The following is a 15,536-nucleotide window of genomic DNA, read 5'->3' on the forward strand; positions in this document are numbered from 1 at the left end:
CGCGACCCGTATCCGGCGGTGCGCCGGCGCGGCCTGTTCGGGCGCGGCAAGGGCCCCACCACCGCCACCCTCGCGGAGGTCGCCCGGCGCGAGCTGGCCGACCCGCGGCTGATCGCCCTGCTGGAGAGCCATGCGCTGGCCTACGGCTTCGACCCGCGCCGCGCCCCGGCGAGCGCGGCCGTGCTGCCGTACATGGAGCAGACCTTCGGCAGCTGGTACGTCCGCGGCGGGATGCGGGCGCTGGCCGACGCGCTGTACGAGCGCTGCCGGGCGCGCAGGGTGGAGTTCACCTTCGGCGCCGAGGTGACCCGGATCGTCGAGAAGGACGGCCGGGCGGCGGGCGTCGAACTGGCCGGCGGGCGGCTCGCCGAGGCGGAGTTCGTGGTCGCCGGCATCGACCCGGTGCAACTCCCCGGGCTGTGCGCCGGGCGGGATCCGTGGGGCGCGGACGCGGTCCGCCCCGACCTGGGGCCGGGAGACCGGGCCACCGCGCGGCTGACGGTCTGTCTGGCGCTGCGCGGGGCCCGCCCGCGGGAGGCCGTCCACCGGACCGTGGTCCACGCACCGGACCGCGCGGCGGAGCTGGCGGGCGTCTTCGGCGACGGCCACGGCCTCCGGGAGCCCTGTGCCCGGCCGACGGTGACGGTGCTGCGCCCCGACGACCCCGCCACCCGGCCCGACGACGGCCACGAGGCGGTCACCCTGACCGCCACGGTCGCCCCGCACGGCCCCGTCGACTGGTACGACGCGGAGGCGCTGGCGGGGGAAGCCGACCGGATGACCGATGTCGCCGAGGCCGCGGTACCGGGCCTGCGGGAGCGGGTGCTGTGGCGGGAGATCGTGCCGCCCACGGAGAGCGGCCCGGTGCCGGGCCCGGCACTGGCCGGGCAGGAGGGACGCTTTCTGCACCCCGGCAACCGCACCGCGATACCGGGGCTCTACGCGGTCGGCGGCTGGTCCCATCCGGGCGGCGGGCCGGCGCACGCCGGGATGTCCGGCGCGATCGTCGCGGGCCTCATCGTGAACGGCGACGACTGGCGCGGCTCGACCTGACCGACCGCCGGCCCCGGGGCCGGCGGCTCAGTAGTGGTAGCGCTGCTCGCCGTACCCCTGCTGAGGCTGCTCGCCGTATCCCTCCTGGGGCGGCGGGTACGGCTGCTGCTCCGCTCCGTGTCCGGGGTCGCGCTGCTGCGGCATCCAGACCCCGCCGGGCGGCGTCTCGCCGTACCCGTGGCCGGGGGTGCCCAGCGGCTGGCCCAGGGCGTCGTACTGCTGCGCGGCGTAGGGCGCCTCGCCGAAGGGGCTGGGCTCCTCGTAGGGGTCGTAGTGCCCGGAGTACTGCTGGGTGCCGATGTACGGGTCCGAGTAGGGCGCCTGCCGGCCCTGGTGCAGACCGTCGTCATAGGCCGGGTAGGGGTCGGCGTAGGCGTCCTGGCCGGCGGCGGGCGAGCCGTAACTTCCGCCGTAGGCATAGCCGTTGCCGTCGCTGTCGTGGGTGGCGTTGCCGAAGACGTCGTACGAGGTCGGTGCGGGTGCCTGGGCGGCGCGGGCGTCGGAGCTGTAGACGCCGTAGGCACCGGTCTCGTCGGGCAGCGGCTGCGGGGCGTAGACGGTGGCGTCGGCCTGGGCGTAGACGGTGGCGGCATCCGGCTCCGGATACGGCATGGCGTACTGCTCGCCGTATCCGGAATGCTCGCCGTACGCGGCGCCGTCCTGGAAGGGGGCGGACGGCGCGGCGTACCCGGACGGGTCCGGCGCCGCCCCGTACGGGTCCTGGCCCTCGAAGCCGCCGGTGGCGTAGCCGCTCCCGGCCGGGTACGGCTCCCCGGCGGTGCTGTGGCCGGTGGCATCGCCGGGCGCGGCGTCGGCGGATGCGGCGTCGGCGGACGCGATGTCGGCGGACGCGGCGTCACCGGGCGGGACCGCCTCCATGTCGGAGACCTGCAGGGACGGTTCAGCGGCGCGCCTGCCGGACGGGCGGGCGCGGCGCCGGCGGTTCTCCCTGGGCTTGCCGCCGAGCGCCCAGCCGGCGGTGAAGCCGCGGCGGAAGGAGAGCGTCACATAGGTCTGCCCGACGGCGAAGGCGACGATGCCCACCGCGATCACGATCACCGAGGGGACGAGGACACCGGCCACCACGCCGAGGAATCCGGTGAGCGCCAGCAACCGCCAGCGCAGCCGGGCCTTGTGCTGGAAGAGAACCTCACCGAGCAGCCACAGAGCGACCAGGGCGAACGCGATGTAGAGGATCGTCCAGCCCATATGCGCCCCTCTTCCGCCGGATTCCGGCCACCGTGGTCAGGGCCGCTGGTGCAGCCCCAGATTCTCGTAGATTTCCAGGGTCGCCGTGGAGTGGTTCAGGGTAATGAAGTGCAACCCGGGAACGTCCTCGGCCATCAAGCGCGCACACAGTTCCGTCGCGTACTCGATGCCAATGGAGCGTACCGCCGCCGGGTCGTCCTTGACGGCGAGGATGCGCGCCGCGAGCTCGGGCGGGAACGCGGCATTGCTGAGCTGCGCGAACCGCTCGATCTGCCGCACGTTCGTGACCGGCATGATCTCCGGAATGATCGGCGTGGAGCAACCCGCGGCACCGACGCGGTCGCGCAGCCGGAGGTAGTCCTCCGGGTAGAAGAACATCTGGGTGATCGCGAAGTCGGCGCCCGCACGGCACTTGGCGACGAAGTGCGCCACGTCCGCGTCCCAGTCCGTCGAGCGCGGGTGCATCTCGGGGAAGGCGGCCACGCCGACGCAGAAGTCGCCGGACTCCTTGATCAGCCGGACCAGTTCGGCGGCGTAGGAGACGCCCTCGGGGTGCTTGATCCACTCGCCCATGGGGTCGCCGGGCGGGTCGCCGCGGAGCGCGAGCATGTTGCGGATCCCGGCGTCGGCGTACTGGCCGATGATGTTGCGCAGATCGGCCAGGGAGTGGTTCACCGCGGTCAGATGGGCGACCGGGGTGAGGGTGGTGTCGGTGGCGATGCGCTCGGTGGCGCGCACCGTGCCGTCACGGGAGGTGCCGCCGGCACCGTACGTCACCGACACGAAGGTCGGGGCGACGGCCTCGATCCGGCGAATGGCGTTCCACAGGGTCCGCTCGCCCTTCTCGGTCTTCGGGGCGGCGAACTCGAACGAATAGGACCGCTTGCCGGAGGCGAGCAGTTCGCGCACGGTCCGGGCGCGATCAGTCCTGGTGGACGCTGTTCCTAGGGCCATACGGGCAGGTTAACCACACCCCGGACGGACACCAACCGCCATCGACGTAATGCCGGGTTCGTCTGGTTGCTGTCCACTCCGTGGACATCCCGCGGCCACTGGGCGGCCCGCCCGGTGCGGGTCACTCGCCCCAGGTGCGGATCCGCTTCGCCAGGCCCGCCGCGGCGGCGCCCGGGTCGTCCGCCTCCGTGATGGCGCGGACCACGACCACCCGGCGTGCGCCGGCCGCCAGCACCTCGTCGAGATTGCCGGCGTCGATCCCGCCGATCGCGAACCAGGGGCGCTCGGGTGTGCGCGCGGCGGCGTACCGGACCAGGTCCAGGCCGGGGGCGTGCCGTCCCGGCTTGGTCGGCGTGGGCCAGCAGGGGCCGGTGCAGAAGTAGTCCACGCCGGGCTCCGCGAGCGCGGCGTCCACCTCGGCCTCGGCGTGCGTGGAGCGGCCTATGAGGACGTCCGGGCCGAGGAGGGCGCGGGCGGCCGGGACCGGCAGGTCGCCCTGTCCCAGGTGCAGCACCTCGGCGCCCGCGGCATGGGCGACGTCCGCGCGGTCGTTGACCGCCAGCAGCTTGCCGTGCCGCCGGCAGGCGTCCGCGAAGACCTCCAGGTGGCGCAGCTCCTCGCCGGCCTCCATGCCCTTGTCGCGCAGCTGGACGATGTCCACACCCGAGGCCAGCACCGCGTCCAGGAACTGCGGGAGGTCGCCCTGGCGGGTGCGCGCGTCCGTGCACAGATACAGCCGGGCGTCGGACAGGGCCTGTCGTGCGGTGGTCATCGGGCGGCTTCCCCCTGGTCGGCGGCGTACGGGCCGGAGCCCGGCCCGTACGCCGCTCGGATGCGGTTGCTGGTGCGGTTCGGCTGAGGAGCGCGGTGCGCGTCAGACGGCGAGCGCCTGAGCCCGGCGCTTCACCTCCGTGCCGCGATTCTCGCGCAGCGCCTGCGCCGGGGTGCCGGGCAGGGTGTCATCGGCGGTGAAGAGCCACTCCAGCATCTCGTCGTCGGCGAAGCCGTCGTCCCTGAGCAGCGTCAGCGTCCCGACGAGCCCCTTGACGACCTTGCCGTCCTTGATGAATTCGGCGGGCACCTGGAGCACCCGGTTCTCGCCACGGCGCACCGCGATCAGCTGGCCCTCCTTGACCAGCTGCCGGACGCGGGTCACCTCGACGCCGAGCCTTTCGGCGATGTCGGGGAGAGTGAGCCAGGCGGGGACGAGTTCATCGATCTTTGCGTCAATCTCGGTCACAGGACAAGCGTGCCACCTCCCACTGACAGCCGGTAGCCGGGCCTCGCCATCAGGGGCCCGCGGCACACCGGCGGGTGACCGGCCCGGCCCGCCCAGGACCTTTCCGGCCCCGATCCATCGGGCCGGCCCTACCGCTCCGCGGACTTGAGGGGTACGGACGCGTCCGCCGCCCGCTCCCGGTCGAGCACCGCGCCCCGCTCGATGAGCTTGCGCCCCTGGGCCAGGTCCCGCGGGCGACCGACCGCCAGCAGCGCCACCAGCCGCCCGCCCCGCAGCCAGATCACCGACCAGGCGGCGCCGGCCGGATCGCCGCGCCACACCAGCTCGTCGGCGTCCACGTGGTGGCCCGCGTACTGCACGAACCGCCCGAACTGCTCGGACCAGAAGTACGGGACCGGGTCGTAGGCCACGCCCTCCGCCTCGCCGCGGGCGATGTTCTCGGCGACCGTGCGGGGCCCCTGGAGGGCGTTGTCCCAGTGGTGGACCAGCAGCCGGGTGCCGTAGCGGGCCGAGGGGAAGGAGGCGCAGTCGCCGACCGCGTACACATCGGGGACGGAGGTGCGCAGCTGCTCGTCGGCGAGGACGGAGCCGTCCGCGGGCGACAGGGCGACGCCGGAACCGGCCAGCCAGGCGGTGGTGGGGCGGGCGCCGATCCCGATGACGACGGCGTCGGCGGGCAGCACCGTGCCGTCCTCCAGGGCCACCTCGCCGGGGGCGACGGACGCGACCCGCGCGCCGGTGCGCAACTCCGCCCCGGCGTCCGCGTACCAGTCGGTCATGTACGCGGCGACCTCGGCGGGCAGCGCGCCCGCCAGCGGGCGGTCGGCGGCCTCGACGACGGTGACCTCGCAGCCCGTCTCACGGGCCGCGGTGGCGAACTCGGCGCCGATCCAGCCCGCCCCGACGACCACGATCCGGTGCTGGGCGGCGAGCACCGGCCGCAGCCGCTCGGCGTCGTCCAGGGTGCGCAGCAGGTGGACGCCGGGCAGGCCCTCGCTGCCGGGCAGCGTGATCGGCTCGGCGCCGGTCGCGATCACCGCGTAGTCGTACGGGACCGGCCCCTCGGCGGTGTCGACCTCATGGGCGTCCGGGCGCAGCGCGCGGACCGGGCGGCTGAGGTGGAGGTCGATGCCGAGGGCGGCGAAGTCGACGTCGAAGGCGGAGCCGTCGGCCTTGCCGAGGAGCACCGCCTTGGACAGCGGCGGACGGTCGTAGGGCTGGTGGGGCTCGTCGCCGAGGAGCGTGATCGCGCCGCGCCAGCCTTGTTCGCGCAGGGCTACGGCGGTCTGCACACCCGCGATTCCCGCACCGGCGATCACCACGCGCGGCGTGCGGTCAGGGGCCTGGGAAGACTTGCTCTGCTCGCTCACCCGATCACTCTAGGACGGCGGATGACGCGGCTCGCAGCAGCGCGCAAGGAGATCTCTGACACAGCGTCACAGGCGGTGACGCCGGAACCCGCCCCGGCGGCACCGCCCGGCGGGGCCGGCTACGGCACAGGACGCTCCCTTACGGGGCATCGCGACCCGTACTAGGGTGGCGGCCACACGCACTCGCGGGAGCCCGGACGGACCGGGCTGAGAGGGAGGCTGGCCGGCCTCCGACCGTACGAACCTGATCCGGGTCATGCCGGCGAAGGGAGGGGCTGGACGCCCATGCATCCACCTGCCACATCACCGAAACCGCCCGCGGCACCTGCCGGGCACCCCGACGTGCTGGTCATCGGGGGCGGCATCATCGGGCTGGTCACCGCCTGGCGGGCGGCCGGCCGCGGTCTGCGCGTCGCGGTGGCCGACCCCGCGCCCGGCGGCGGCACGGCCCGCGTCGCGGCCGGCATGCTCGCCGCGGTCACCGAGCTGCACTACGGCGAGCAGACCCTGCTGGGTCTCAACCTCGCCTCGGCGCAGCGCTATCCGCGCTTCACGGAGGAGCTGGAGGAGGCCGCCGGGCAGCGGATCGGCTACCGGCGGTGCGGCACCCTGGTCGTCGCACTGGACACCGACGACCGCGCCCACCTGCGCGAACTGCACGCCCTCCAGACCCGTTCGGGACTGGACTCGCAGTGGCTGACGGGGCGCGAGTGCCGTCGTCTGGAACCGATGCTCGCCCCCGGGGTGCGTGGTGGGCTCCGGGTGGACGGCGACCACCAGGTCGATCCGCGGCGGCTGCTGCGCGCCCTGCTGGCCGCCTGCGAACGCGCCGGGGTGGTCTTCCACCGCGACCGGGCGGTGCGCCTGACGACCGGTGACGGACGGGCCTCGGGGGCCGAACTCGCCGACGGGACACGGCTGTCGGCCGGCCAGGTCGTCCTGGCCGGGGGCAGCCACAGCAGCCGGCTCGCCGGGGCCCCCGCCGCCGTCCTGCCGCCGGTGCGGCCGGTCAAGGGGCAGGTGCTGCGGCTGCGGATGCCGGACGCGCTCCCGGGTGGCGCGGCGTTCCTGGCGCGCACCGTACGGGCCGTCGTACGGGGCAACCCCGTCTATCTGGTGCCGCGGGAGAGCGGGGAGCTGGTCCTCGGCGCCACCAGCGAGGAACTCGGCTGGGACACCACGGTCACCGCGGGCGGCGTCTACGAACTGCTGCGGGACGCCCATGAACTGGTGCCCGGGATCACCGAACTGCCGCTGGTCGAGAGCTGCGCGGGGCTGCGCCCCACCTCCCCCGACAACGCGCCGCTGCTCGGGCCGACCGAGCTGCCCGGCCTCCACCTGGCCACCGGCCACTTCCGCAACGGTGTGCTGCTGACGCCGGTCACCGGTGAGGCGATGGCCGAGGTCCTGGCCACCGGGAGCCTCCCGGAAGTGGCCCGCCCCTTCTCCCCCGCGCGCTTCCGCCCCACCGCCCAGGGCCCCGAGCGCGCCCGCGCCCTTGAGGAGCAGCCCGTATGACCACCGCCGGCGCCCCTGACACACCTGGCACGCCCGACAGTTCCGACACCCGCCACGCCACCGATGACGCCACCGTGTCCGTGTCCGTCAACGGGGAGGTCCGCCGGGTTCCCGGTGGGCTGACCCTCGACCGGCTGGTCGCGACGCTGTCCCGGGCCGCCGGCGGCGTGGCCGCCGCGGTCAACGAGACCGTGGTGCCGCGCGCCCAGTGGGCCGGCACCGCGCTCGGCGACGGCGACCGCGTCGAAGTCCTCACCGCCGTCCAGGGAGGCTGACCGTGGCCGACGACACGCTCACCATCGCCGGCACGGCGTTCCAGTCGCGCCTGATCATGGGCACCGGCGGAGCGCCCAGCCTCGACGTCCTGGAGCGCGCGCTGCTCGCCTCCGGTACGGAGCTGACCACGGTCGCCATGCGGCGGCTGGACCCGACCGTGCAGGGCTCGGTGCTGTCCGTACTGGAGCGGCACCGCATCCGGGTGCTGCCGAACACCGCGGGCTGCTTCACCGCCGGCGAGGCGGTGCTCACCGCGCGGCTGGCCCGGGAGGCGCTGGGCACCGACTGGATCAAGCTCGAAGTCGTCGCGGACGAACGCACCCTGCTGCCCGACCCGGTCGAGCTGCTGGATGCCGCCGAGACCCTCGTGGACGACGGCTTCACCGTGCTGCCCTACACGAACGACGACCCGGTACTGGCCCGCAAGCTGGAGGACGCCGGCTGCGCGGCGATCATGCCGCTCGGTTCGCCGATCGGCTCCGGGCTCGGCATCCGCAATCCGCACAACTTCCAGCTGATCACCGAACGGGCCGGCGTCCCGGTCATCCTGGACGCCGGCGCGGGCACCGCCTCGGACGCCGCGCTGGCCATGGAGCTGGGCTGCGCGGCGGTGATGCTGGCGTCCGCGGTGACACGCGCGCAGGAGCCGGAGCTGATGGCGGCGGCGATGCGGCACGCGGTCGAGGCCGGCCGGCTGGCGCACCGCGCGGGCCGGATCCCGCGCCGCCACTTCGCCCACGCCTCCTCGCCGACGGACGGCGTGGCGGAGCTGGATCCGGAGCGGCCGGCGTTCTAGGCCCTGTCGTCAGACTCCCGTCGTCCGCCCGAAGGGCGGGCCGGGCGGCGTCCGGTGCGTGCTCTCGGCGTGCCGGGCGACGGCCTCTGCACTTGGGTACTGGGGCCGTTGCCCGGTGCGGCGAAGGGGCCCCGCCCGAGCCGTGCGAAGCCGGTTCGGGCGGGGGCGCGTGCAGGGCGTCGGCAGGCAGGCGGGAGTTCGACGACAGCACACCTAGGGCCCGTCCGGTGGGGCGGCGCCGGAAGGGCCCGGCCCGCGGCTGCGCTCCTCAGGGGCCCGGGTGGGCCGCTCCCGCCCGGGCCGCGAATTCCCGTGGGGCGGCCGTGATCACCTGGTCGAGCAGGTCCCGGGAGGCCATCAGGGCCTCGATGGACCCGGTGATCCGGTCGCGCTCCCGGTGGAGCTCGCCGACGAGGTCGGGGCAGGTCGGCACCAGCCGGCCGTCGCCCTCGTCGCGCAGGCACGGCAGCACCTGCGCGATGGTCGCGGTGTTCAGTCCCGAGGTGAGCAGCGTGCGGATGCGGCGGACCTGCGCCACATCGGACTCCCGGTAGACGCGGTAGCCGCTGGGCAGCCGGTCGGGGCTGAGCAGGCCCTGCTCCTCGTAGTAGCGCAGCAGCCGCTCGGGGGTGGCCGTCCGCCGGGCCAGCTCACCGATCCGCAGCGTCGCCATCCGGCGTCCCCCTTCGTCCCGTTCCGTCGCATGTGAACGCGTTCGAGCGCTTCTTCTCGTGGTGCGTTGCCGCCGCCCTCCCTGAGAGCGGACGGCGGCCCGCGCCCGATTATTCCGGCCGTTCCGGCGGTTGTCCCGGCCGTTCCGGCGCGCCCGCCCCCGCCGCCGGCCCGGTCACCGTTCCGCCACGGTGCGCCGGGGCGGCGGCCGGGGCGTTCGCGGTATCCGTGCTTGCTCGTAGACTCGTCTGCCGTGGATACGACGCTTCAGGACCCTTCCCCGGCCTTCGGCGGGGGAGACCCCGTGGTGGGCCAGCTGCTCGACGGCCGCTATCGCGTCCAGGCGCGCATCGCCGCCGGGGGGATGGCCACCGTCTACCGAGCCGTGGACACCCGGCTCGACCGCGTGCTGGCGCTGAAGGTGATGCACCCGAGCCTGGCCGTGGACGGGGCGTTCGTCGACCGCTTCATCCGCGAGGCCAAGTCCGTCGCCCGGCTGTCGCACCCGAACGTGGTGGGCGTCTTCGACCAGGGCACCGACGGGACGTACGTCTACCTGGCGATGGAGTACGTCGCCGGGTGCACCCTGCGCGATGTGCTGCGCGAGCGCGGCGCCCTCCAGCCGCGGGCCGCACTGGACATCCTGGAGCCGATCCTCGCCGCCCTGGGGGCCGCGCACCGCGCCGGCCTGGTGCACCGCGACATGAAGCCGGAGAACGTGCTCATCGGCGACGACGGCCGGGTCAAGGTCGCCGACTTCGGCCTGGTCCGCGCGGTCGACACGCACACCACCGCCTCCACGGGCTCGGTCCTGGGGACGGTCTCGTATCTCGCCCCCGAGCAGATGGAGCACGGCACCGCGGACGCGCGGGTGGATGTCTACGCCTGCGGCGTGGTGCTCTACGAAATGCTCACCGGCAGCAAGCCGCACACCGGCGGCTCCGCGGCGCAGATCCTCTACAGCCATCTGCACGACGACATCACCCCGCCCTCCGAGCTGGTGCCCGGTCTGCCGCCCGAGCTGGACGAGCTGGTCGCGCTGGCCACCGCCCGCGAGCCGCAGGACCGCCCGCAGGACGCGGTGGCGCTGCTGTCCCGGTCGCAGTCGGCCCGCGCCCGGCTGACCGACGCGCAGCTGGATCTCGTACCCCCGCAGGCCAGGGACGTGCCCGCGGGCGGCGGCGACTTCGAGGCCACCGACGTGATACCGCGCCCCGCGGGTGTGCAGCTGCCGCTGCCCGCCGAGGGTGAGGCGGAGCTGAACCGCACCAGCCGCCTGGAGATGCCGCCGGACGCGGCGCCGCCCGCCGAGCGGACCACGCGGCTGCGCCCGCCGCCCGCCCCGGACCGGCGCACGGACCGGCTCCGGCGGCGGCGGATCGTCACGGTCGTCGCGGCCGTGCTGCTGCTCCTCGGCGTGGGCACCGGCGTCTGGTACGTCAACTCCGGCCAGTTCACGACCGTTCCGGCGGTGCTGGACATGCCGCAGGCCAAGGCCGAGCAGACGCTCCGCGACGACGGCCTGCGGGTGAAGGTGGTGCGCGGCTTCAGCCCGAACGTGCAGCGCGGCCGTGTCATGGCCACGGACCCGGCGACCGGCCGGCGGATCCGCGGTACCGGCACGGTCACCCTCACCGTCTCCCGGGGCCCCGACAGCGTCGCGATCCCCGATCTGGCCGGCACGCCGGTCGCCGACGCCAAGCGCAAGCTGCGCGACCTCGGTCTGGTGCCGGGCACGGAGAGCCGGGAGTTCAGCGACGAGGTCGCCAAGGGGTCGGTGATCAGTACGGACCCGGCGGCGGGCAGCAGGCGGCGCCCCGACACGGCCGTGGGGATCACGGTCAGCCGGGGTGCCCCGGTGGACGTGCCCAAGGTGATCGGAAGCGCGCAGGCGGACGCCGAGGCGGCGCTGCAACAGGCCGGGTTCCGGGTGAAGATCGCCGATCAGCCGGTCTTCTCCCCGCAGGACAAGGGCACCGTCGCCCAGCAGTCGCCCGACCCGGGCGCCACCCTGGGCAAGGGCGACACGGTCACCCTCACCCTCTCCAAGGGGCCGGAGATGATCGCCGTCCCGGACGTCAGCGGCAAGAGCACCGCGGACGCCACCCAGCAGCTGACCAGCCTCGGCTTCAAGGTCGAGGTGCACAAGCCGCTGCTGTTCCCGCAGGACAGCGTCGACTCGCAGTCGGTCGCCCCCGGGGACAAGGCGCCCAAGGGCAGCACCGTGACGATCCGGCTCAAGGGCGCGCTGTAGCGGCCGGCCGCCGGACCGGGTGCCCCGCGGACGTCCGCGGGGCACCTGGCACCCTGGGAGGGTGAGTACTCCGCTGTCCCCCGAGGGCGCCGCCGGGCGCGCCCGCGCCCGCAACCCGGTCGGCGGCCATGTGCCGGTGGCCGGCGGCCTGGCCAAGGTCGGCCTCCCGTACGCCCGTGAGATGGGCGGCGAGACCGTCCAGGTCTTCGTCGCCAACCCGCGCGGCTGGGCGACGCCGCCCGGCAGCCCCGAGCAGGACGAGGCGTTCCGCGCCGGCTGCGACCGGGAGGGGATTCCGGCGTATGTCCATGCGCCGTATCTGATCAACTTCGGCTCGCACACCGAGGCGACGGTCGACAGGTCCGTGGCGTCGCTGCGGCATTCGCTGCGCCGCGGCCGGGAGATCGGTGCGCTCGGCGTGGTCGTGCACACCGGCTCGGCGACCGGCGGCCGGCCGCGCGAGGCGGCGCTGGCGCAGGTGCGGGAGCGGATGCGCCCGCTGCTGGACGAGCTGACGCACGACGACGACCCCTGGCTGCTGCTGGAGCCGACGGCCGGTCAGGGTGCCTCGCTGTGCGCGCTCGCCGAGGACCTCGGCCCGTACTTCGACGCGCTGGACCGGCATCCGCGGCTCGGCGTCTGCCTCGACACCTGCCACGCCTTCGCGGCCGGGCACGACATGGCGGCCCCGGGCGGGATGAAGGCGCTGCTGGACGAGCTGGTGCAGGTCACCGGCGAGGGCCGGCTCAAGCTGATCCACGCCAACGACTCCAAGGACGTGGTCGGCGCGCACAAGGACCGGCACGCCAACATCGGTGCCGGCCACATCGGCGCGGAGCCGTTCGCCGAGCTGTTCCGCCACCCCGCGACCAGCGGCGTCCCCCTGGTGATCGAGACCCCGGGCGGTCCGGAAGGCCATGCGGCGGATGTGGCCCGCCTCAAGGAGCTGCGCCGGCACTGATCCGCTGCCCGGCCCGCGCGGCCGCACGCCGGGGCCGGGGCCCGGGGCTCAGAGCTCCGGGCCCTCGCCCGGCTCCTCCTGGTACGAGTAGCGCTGCTCCCGCCACGGATCGCCCAGGTTGTGGTAGCCGCGCTCCTCCCAGAAGCCGCGGCGGTCCGCCGTCATGTACTCGATGCCGCGGACCCACTTGGGGCCCTTCCAGGCGTACAGATGCGGCACGATCAGCCGGACCGGGAAGCCGTGTTCGGCGGTGAGCAGCTCCCCGGAGCGGTGGGTGGCGAAGATGCAGTTCTCCGCGGCGAAGTCGGCCAGCCGCAGGTTCGAGCTGAAGCCGTACTCGGCCCACACCATCACATGGGTGACGTCGGGCGCGGGCGGCGCGAGCTCCAGGATCGTGCGGGTCAGCACCCCGCCCCACTCGGCACCGAGCATGCTGAACTTCGTCACGCAGTGCATGTCGGCGACGACGGTGGCATACGGCAGTGCCGTGAATTCCTCGTGGCTCCAGCAGTGCTTGGCGCCGTCCGCGGTGGCACCGAAGGCCCGGAACTCCCAGCGTTCGGGGCGGAACTTGGGGACCGGCCCGTAATGCGTCACCGGCCACCCCCGCTGCAGCCGCTGCCCCGGAGGCAGCACAGGCTCCTCTTCGCGGCGTTCCGGCTGACCCATGCCCCCATGGTGTCAGACCGTGAAGGGTGCCGATGACCAGGAAGGACGGATTCGGGCAACTCGTACTAAGCGTGAACTTACTGGACTCCTCGCTCCGGGCGATGCAAAGATGCGCGGCACCTACCCCGTACTCGCGTGAAAGGGGCCCGCAGCCATGCAGGGCGACCCCGAGGTCATCGAATTTCTCAACGAGCAGCTGACCGGCGAGCTCACCGCCATCAACCAGTACTTCCTGCACCACAAGATGCAGGAGAACTTCGGCTGGTACAAGCTCGCGAAGTACACCCGCGCCGAGTCCTTCGACGAGATGAAGCACGCCGAGGTCCTGACCGACCGGCTGCTCTTCCTCGAAGCGCTGCCCAACTACCAGCGGCTGTTCCACGTACGCGTCGGCCAGACCGTCACCGAGATGTTCCAGGCGGACCGGCAGATCGAGGTCGAGGCCATCGACCGGCTCAAGCGCGGTATCGAGCTGATGCGCGGCAAGGGCGACATCACCTCGGCCAACATCTTCGAGGACATCCTCGCCGACGAGGAGGAGCACATCGACTACCTGGACGCCCAGCTGGAGCTGATCGAGAAGCTCGGCGAGGCGCTCTACATCGCCCAGCAGATCGAGCAGCCGAGCTGAGCCCCCGGCACGATGCGCACCGGCGGCGCACCCCAGGGAGCTACGCGGCCGCCCGGAGGTCCGCGGGCTCCTGTGCGTCCGCCTCCGCGGCCAGCGGCTCGGGCTCCGCGCGCAGGACGTCGGGGGCGCCGCTGTCGATCAGCTCCCGGCGGGGGCATGCGCCGCGGCCCAGCAGCGACTGGATGCGGCGTACGCAGCTGCCGCAGTCGGTGCCGGCCTTGCAGGCGGAGGCGACCTTGCGGGGCGTGCAGGCACCCCGATCCGCGTGCTCGCGAACCTGCTGCTCGGTGATGCCGAAGCAGGAGCAGACGTACACGCGGGTTCACCTCCGTAAGGGCTCCTGATCCGATCCGGGCGATCGTCAGTGAGGTAATCCTTACCTTACCCGCGACGGCGAGGACTGAACAACGCCGTACAACGCAGTGGGGCGCGGATCACAGGATCCGCGCCCCACTTCCGTACGTCACGCCTTACTGGTCGCGGTACATCTCCGCCACCAGGAACGCCAGGTCCAGCGACTGGCTGCGGTTGAGCCGCGGGTCGCAGGCCGTCTCGTAGCGCTGGTGCAGGTCGTCGACGAAGATCTCGTCGCCGCCGCCCACACACTCGGTGACGTCGTCACCGGTCAGCTCGACGTGGATGCCGCCCGGGTGCGTGCCGAGGCTCTTGTGGACCTCGAAGAAGCCCTTGACCTCGTCCAGCACGTCGTCGAAGCGGCGGGTCTTGTGGCCCGAGGCCGCCTCGAAGGTGTTGCCGTGCATCGGGTCGCAGATCCACACGACCTGCGCGCCGGACGCGGTGACCTTCTCCACCAGGGCGGGCAGCCGGTCGCGGATCTTGTCCGCGCCCATCCGCGTGATGAAGGTGAGCCGGCCGGGCTCGCGGTGCGGGTCGAGCCGGTCGATGAGGGTGAGCGCGTCCTCCGGGGTCGTCGTCGGGCCGAGCTTCACCCCGATCGGGTTGCGGATCCGGGACGCGAACTCGATGTGCGCGCCGTCCAGTTGGCGGGTGCGCTCGCCGACCCAGACCATGTGGCCGGAGACGTCGTAGAGGTTGCCGGTCCGCGAGTCGACGCGGGTCAGCGCCGACTCGTAGTCCAGGATCAGCGCCTCGTGCGACGAGTAGAACTCGACGGTCCGGAACTCCTCCGGGTCCACCCCGCAGGCGTTCATGAAGTTCATCGCCCGGTCGATCTCGCGGGCCAGCGCCTCGTAGCGCTGCCCGGAGGGCGAGGACTTCACGAAGTCCTGGTTCCAGGCGTGCACCTGGCGCAGGTCGGCGTAGCCGCCAGTGGTGAAGGCCCGGACGAGGTTCAGCGTCGCCGCGGAGGCGTGGTACATCCGCTTGAGCCGCTGCGGGTCCGGGATGCGGGCCGCCTCGGTGAACTCGAAGCCGTTGACGGAGTCGCCGCGGTAGGTCGGCAGGGTCACGCCGTCGCGGGTCTCGGTCGGCTTGGAGCGCGGCTTGCTGTACTGGCCGGCGATCCGGCCGACCTTGACCACGGGGACGGACCCGGCGTAGGTCAGCACGGCGCCCATCTGGAGCAGCGTCTTGAGCTTGTTGCGGATGTGCTCGGCGGATACGGCGTCGAAGGCCTCCGCGCAGTCGCCGCCCTGGAGGAGGAACGCCTCGCCCCGGGCGACCGCAGCCAGGCGCTCGCGCAGCTGGTCGCACTCGCCCGCGAAGACGAGCGGCGGATAGGACTCCAGCTCCGCGATCACATCGCGCAGAGCCTCTTGGTCCGGCCAGTCGGGCTGCTGCGCCGCGGGCAGGTCTCGCCAGGTGTTGCCACCGGCTTGGGTTTCAGCGTTCACGGTCACATCCCCCACATTACGGGGTCCCGCAGGGGTGTCCGTCCGGCATCCGGACTGTGAGACACACCTGTCCGGGAAGTTCGGTAGGGTGCCCGGCATGTGCAAGCGACCGGCCATGA

General features: G+C 73.4%; 16 protein-coding genes and 1 riboswitch. Of the genes, 7 read left to right on the top strand and 9 right to left on the bottom strand.

Translation table 11 applies throughout. The features are described from left to right. Positions 1 to 1,053: phytoene desaturase family protein (locus RZ84_RS09665; RefSeq protein WP_241777636.1), on the top strand; the 1,053-nt coding region annotated here is incomplete at its 5' end. A gap of 27 nt (positions 1,054 to 1,080) precedes the next feature. Here RZ84_RS09665 and RZ84_RS09670 read toward each other — a convergent pair. The 5 genes from RZ84_RS09670 to RZ84_RS09690 form a co-directional block, all read right to left on the bottom strand. Continuing rightward, a complete protein-coding gene (locus RZ84_RS09670; protein WP_043263965.1) occupies positions 1,081 to 2,262 on the bottom strand; it encodes a hypothetical protein in 1,182 nt (393 codons plus the stop codon). A 36-nt stretch (positions 2,263 to 2,298) separates the two neighbouring features. After that, positions 2,299 to 3,216 carry a methylenetetrahydrofolate reductase [NAD(P)H] gene (gene metF / locus RZ84_RS09675; RefSeq protein ID WP_052229853.1) on the bottom strand — a complete coding sequence of 306 codons (918 nt, stop codon included), beginning with the start codon at positions 3,214 to 3,216 and terminating at the stop codon, positions 2,299 to 2,301. A 121-nt stretch (positions 3,217 to 3,337) separates the two neighbouring features. Then, on the bottom strand, positions 3,338 to 3,988 hold the full coding sequence (gene thiE / locus RZ84_RS09680) for a thiamine phosphate synthase (protein ID WP_043263967.1): 651 nt from the start codon (positions 3,986 to 3,988) through the stop codon (positions 3,338 to 3,340). Between the two features lie 102 nt (positions 3,989 to 4,090). After that, positions 4,091 to 4,456, bottom strand: coding sequence for an Rv2175c family DNA-binding protein (locus tag RZ84_RS09685; protein ID WP_043263968.1), 366 nt, complete (start codon positions 4,454 to 4,456; stop codon positions 4,091 to 4,093). A gap of 128 nt (positions 4,457 to 4,584) precedes the next feature. Further along, a complete protein-coding gene (locus RZ84_RS09690; RefSeq protein WP_043263969.1) occupies positions 4,585 to 5,826 on the bottom strand; it encodes an NAD(P)/FAD-dependent oxidoreductase in 1,242 nt (413 codons plus the stop codon). Between the two features lie 175 nt (positions 5,827 to 6,001). Further along, positions 6,002 to 6,114: riboswitch (TPP riboswitch) on the top strand. On the opposite strand from RZ84_RS09690, the gene thiO reads away from it, so the two are divergent. From thiO to RZ84_RS09705, 3 genes are all read left to right on the top strand, one after another. Next, positions 6,112 to 7,344, top strand: a complete 1,233-nt coding sequence (gene thiO / locus RZ84_RS09695) for a glycine oxidase ThiO (RefSeq protein ID WP_198539962.1) — start codon at positions 6,112 to 6,114, stop codon at positions 7,342 to 7,344. It overlaps the preceding riboswitch by 3 nt. A 74-nt stretch (positions 7,345 to 7,418) precedes the next feature. Next, positions 7,419 to 7,619: a sulfur carrier protein ThiS gene (thiS, locus tag RZ84_RS09700; protein WP_043269486.1), complete on the top strand. Its 201-nt coding sequence runs from the start codon at positions 7,419 to 7,421 to the stop codon at positions 7,617 to 7,619. Between the two features lie 2 nt (positions 7,620 to 7,621). Then, on the top strand, positions 7,622 to 8,416 hold the full coding sequence (locus RZ84_RS09705) for a thiazole synthase (protein WP_043263971.1): 795 nt from the start codon (positions 7,622 to 7,624) through the stop codon (positions 8,414 to 8,416). Between the two features lie 268 nt (positions 8,417 to 8,684). Here the strand turns inward: RZ84_RS09705 and RZ84_RS09710 are convergent, their stop codons facing one another. Continuing rightward, positions 8,685 to 9,080, bottom strand: coding sequence for a MerR family transcriptional regulator (locus tag RZ84_RS09710; protein WP_043269488.1), 396 nt, complete (start codon positions 9,078 to 9,080; stop codon positions 8,685 to 8,687). A gap of 261 nt (positions 9,081 to 9,341) precedes the next feature. On the opposite strand from RZ84_RS09710, the gene pknB reads away from it, so the two are divergent. Continuing rightward, positions 9,342 to 11,342 carry a Stk1 family PASTA domain-containing Ser/Thr kinase gene (pknB, locus tag RZ84_RS09715; RefSeq protein WP_043263972.1) on the top strand — a complete coding sequence of 667 codons (2,001 nt, stop codon included), beginning with the start codon at positions 9,342 to 9,344 and terminating at the stop codon, positions 11,340 to 11,342. A 61-nt stretch (positions 11,343 to 11,403) separates the two neighbouring features. After that, positions 11,404 to 12,303, top strand: a complete 900-nt coding sequence (locus RZ84_RS09720; RefSeq protein ID WP_043263973.1) for a deoxyribonuclease IV — start codon at positions 11,404 to 11,406, stop codon at positions 12,301 to 12,303. Between the two features lie 48 nt (positions 12,304 to 12,351). Here the strand turns inward: RZ84_RS09720 and RZ84_RS09725 are convergent, their stop codons facing one another. Then, entirely contained in the window at positions 12,352 to 12,972 is a 621-nt protein-coding gene (locus tag RZ84_RS09725; RefSeq protein ID WP_043263974.1) for a sulfite oxidase-like oxidoreductase, read from the bottom strand. Between the two features lie 154 nt (positions 12,973 to 13,126). On the opposite strand from RZ84_RS09725, the gene bfr reads away from it, so the two are divergent. Continuing rightward, the gene (bfr, locus tag RZ84_RS09730) at positions 13,127 to 13,603 is read left to right on the top strand and encodes a bacterioferritin (protein WP_043263975.1); all 477 of its coding nucleotides are present in this window, start codon (positions 13,127 to 13,129) and stop codon (positions 13,601 to 13,603) included. A gap of 40 nt (positions 13,604 to 13,643) precedes the next feature. Here the strand turns inward: bfr and RZ84_RS09735 are convergent, their stop codons facing one another. Together RZ84_RS09735 and RZ84_RS09740 are read right to left on the bottom strand one after the other, a co-directional pair. After that, positions 13,644 to 13,919: a (2Fe-2S)-binding protein gene (locus tag RZ84_RS09735; protein ID WP_043263976.1), complete on the bottom strand. Its 276-nt coding sequence runs from the start codon at positions 13,917 to 13,919 to the stop codon at positions 13,644 to 13,646. Positions 13,920 to 14,073: 154 nt separating this feature from the next. Continuing rightward, positions 14,074 to 15,423 carry a class II 3-deoxy-7-phosphoheptulonate synthase gene (locus tag RZ84_RS09740; protein WP_043263977.1) on the bottom strand — a complete coding sequence of 450 codons (1,350 nt, stop codon included), beginning with the start codon at positions 15,421 to 15,423 and terminating at the stop codon, positions 14,074 to 14,076. Between the last annotated feature and the right edge of the window lie 113 nt (positions 15,424 to 15,536).

This window comes from Streptomyces sp. CT34, from assembly GCF_000805335.1.
In the GTDB taxonomy this organism is placed as follows: Bacteria; Actinomycetota; Actinomycetes; order Streptomycetales; family Streptomycetaceae; genus Streptomyces.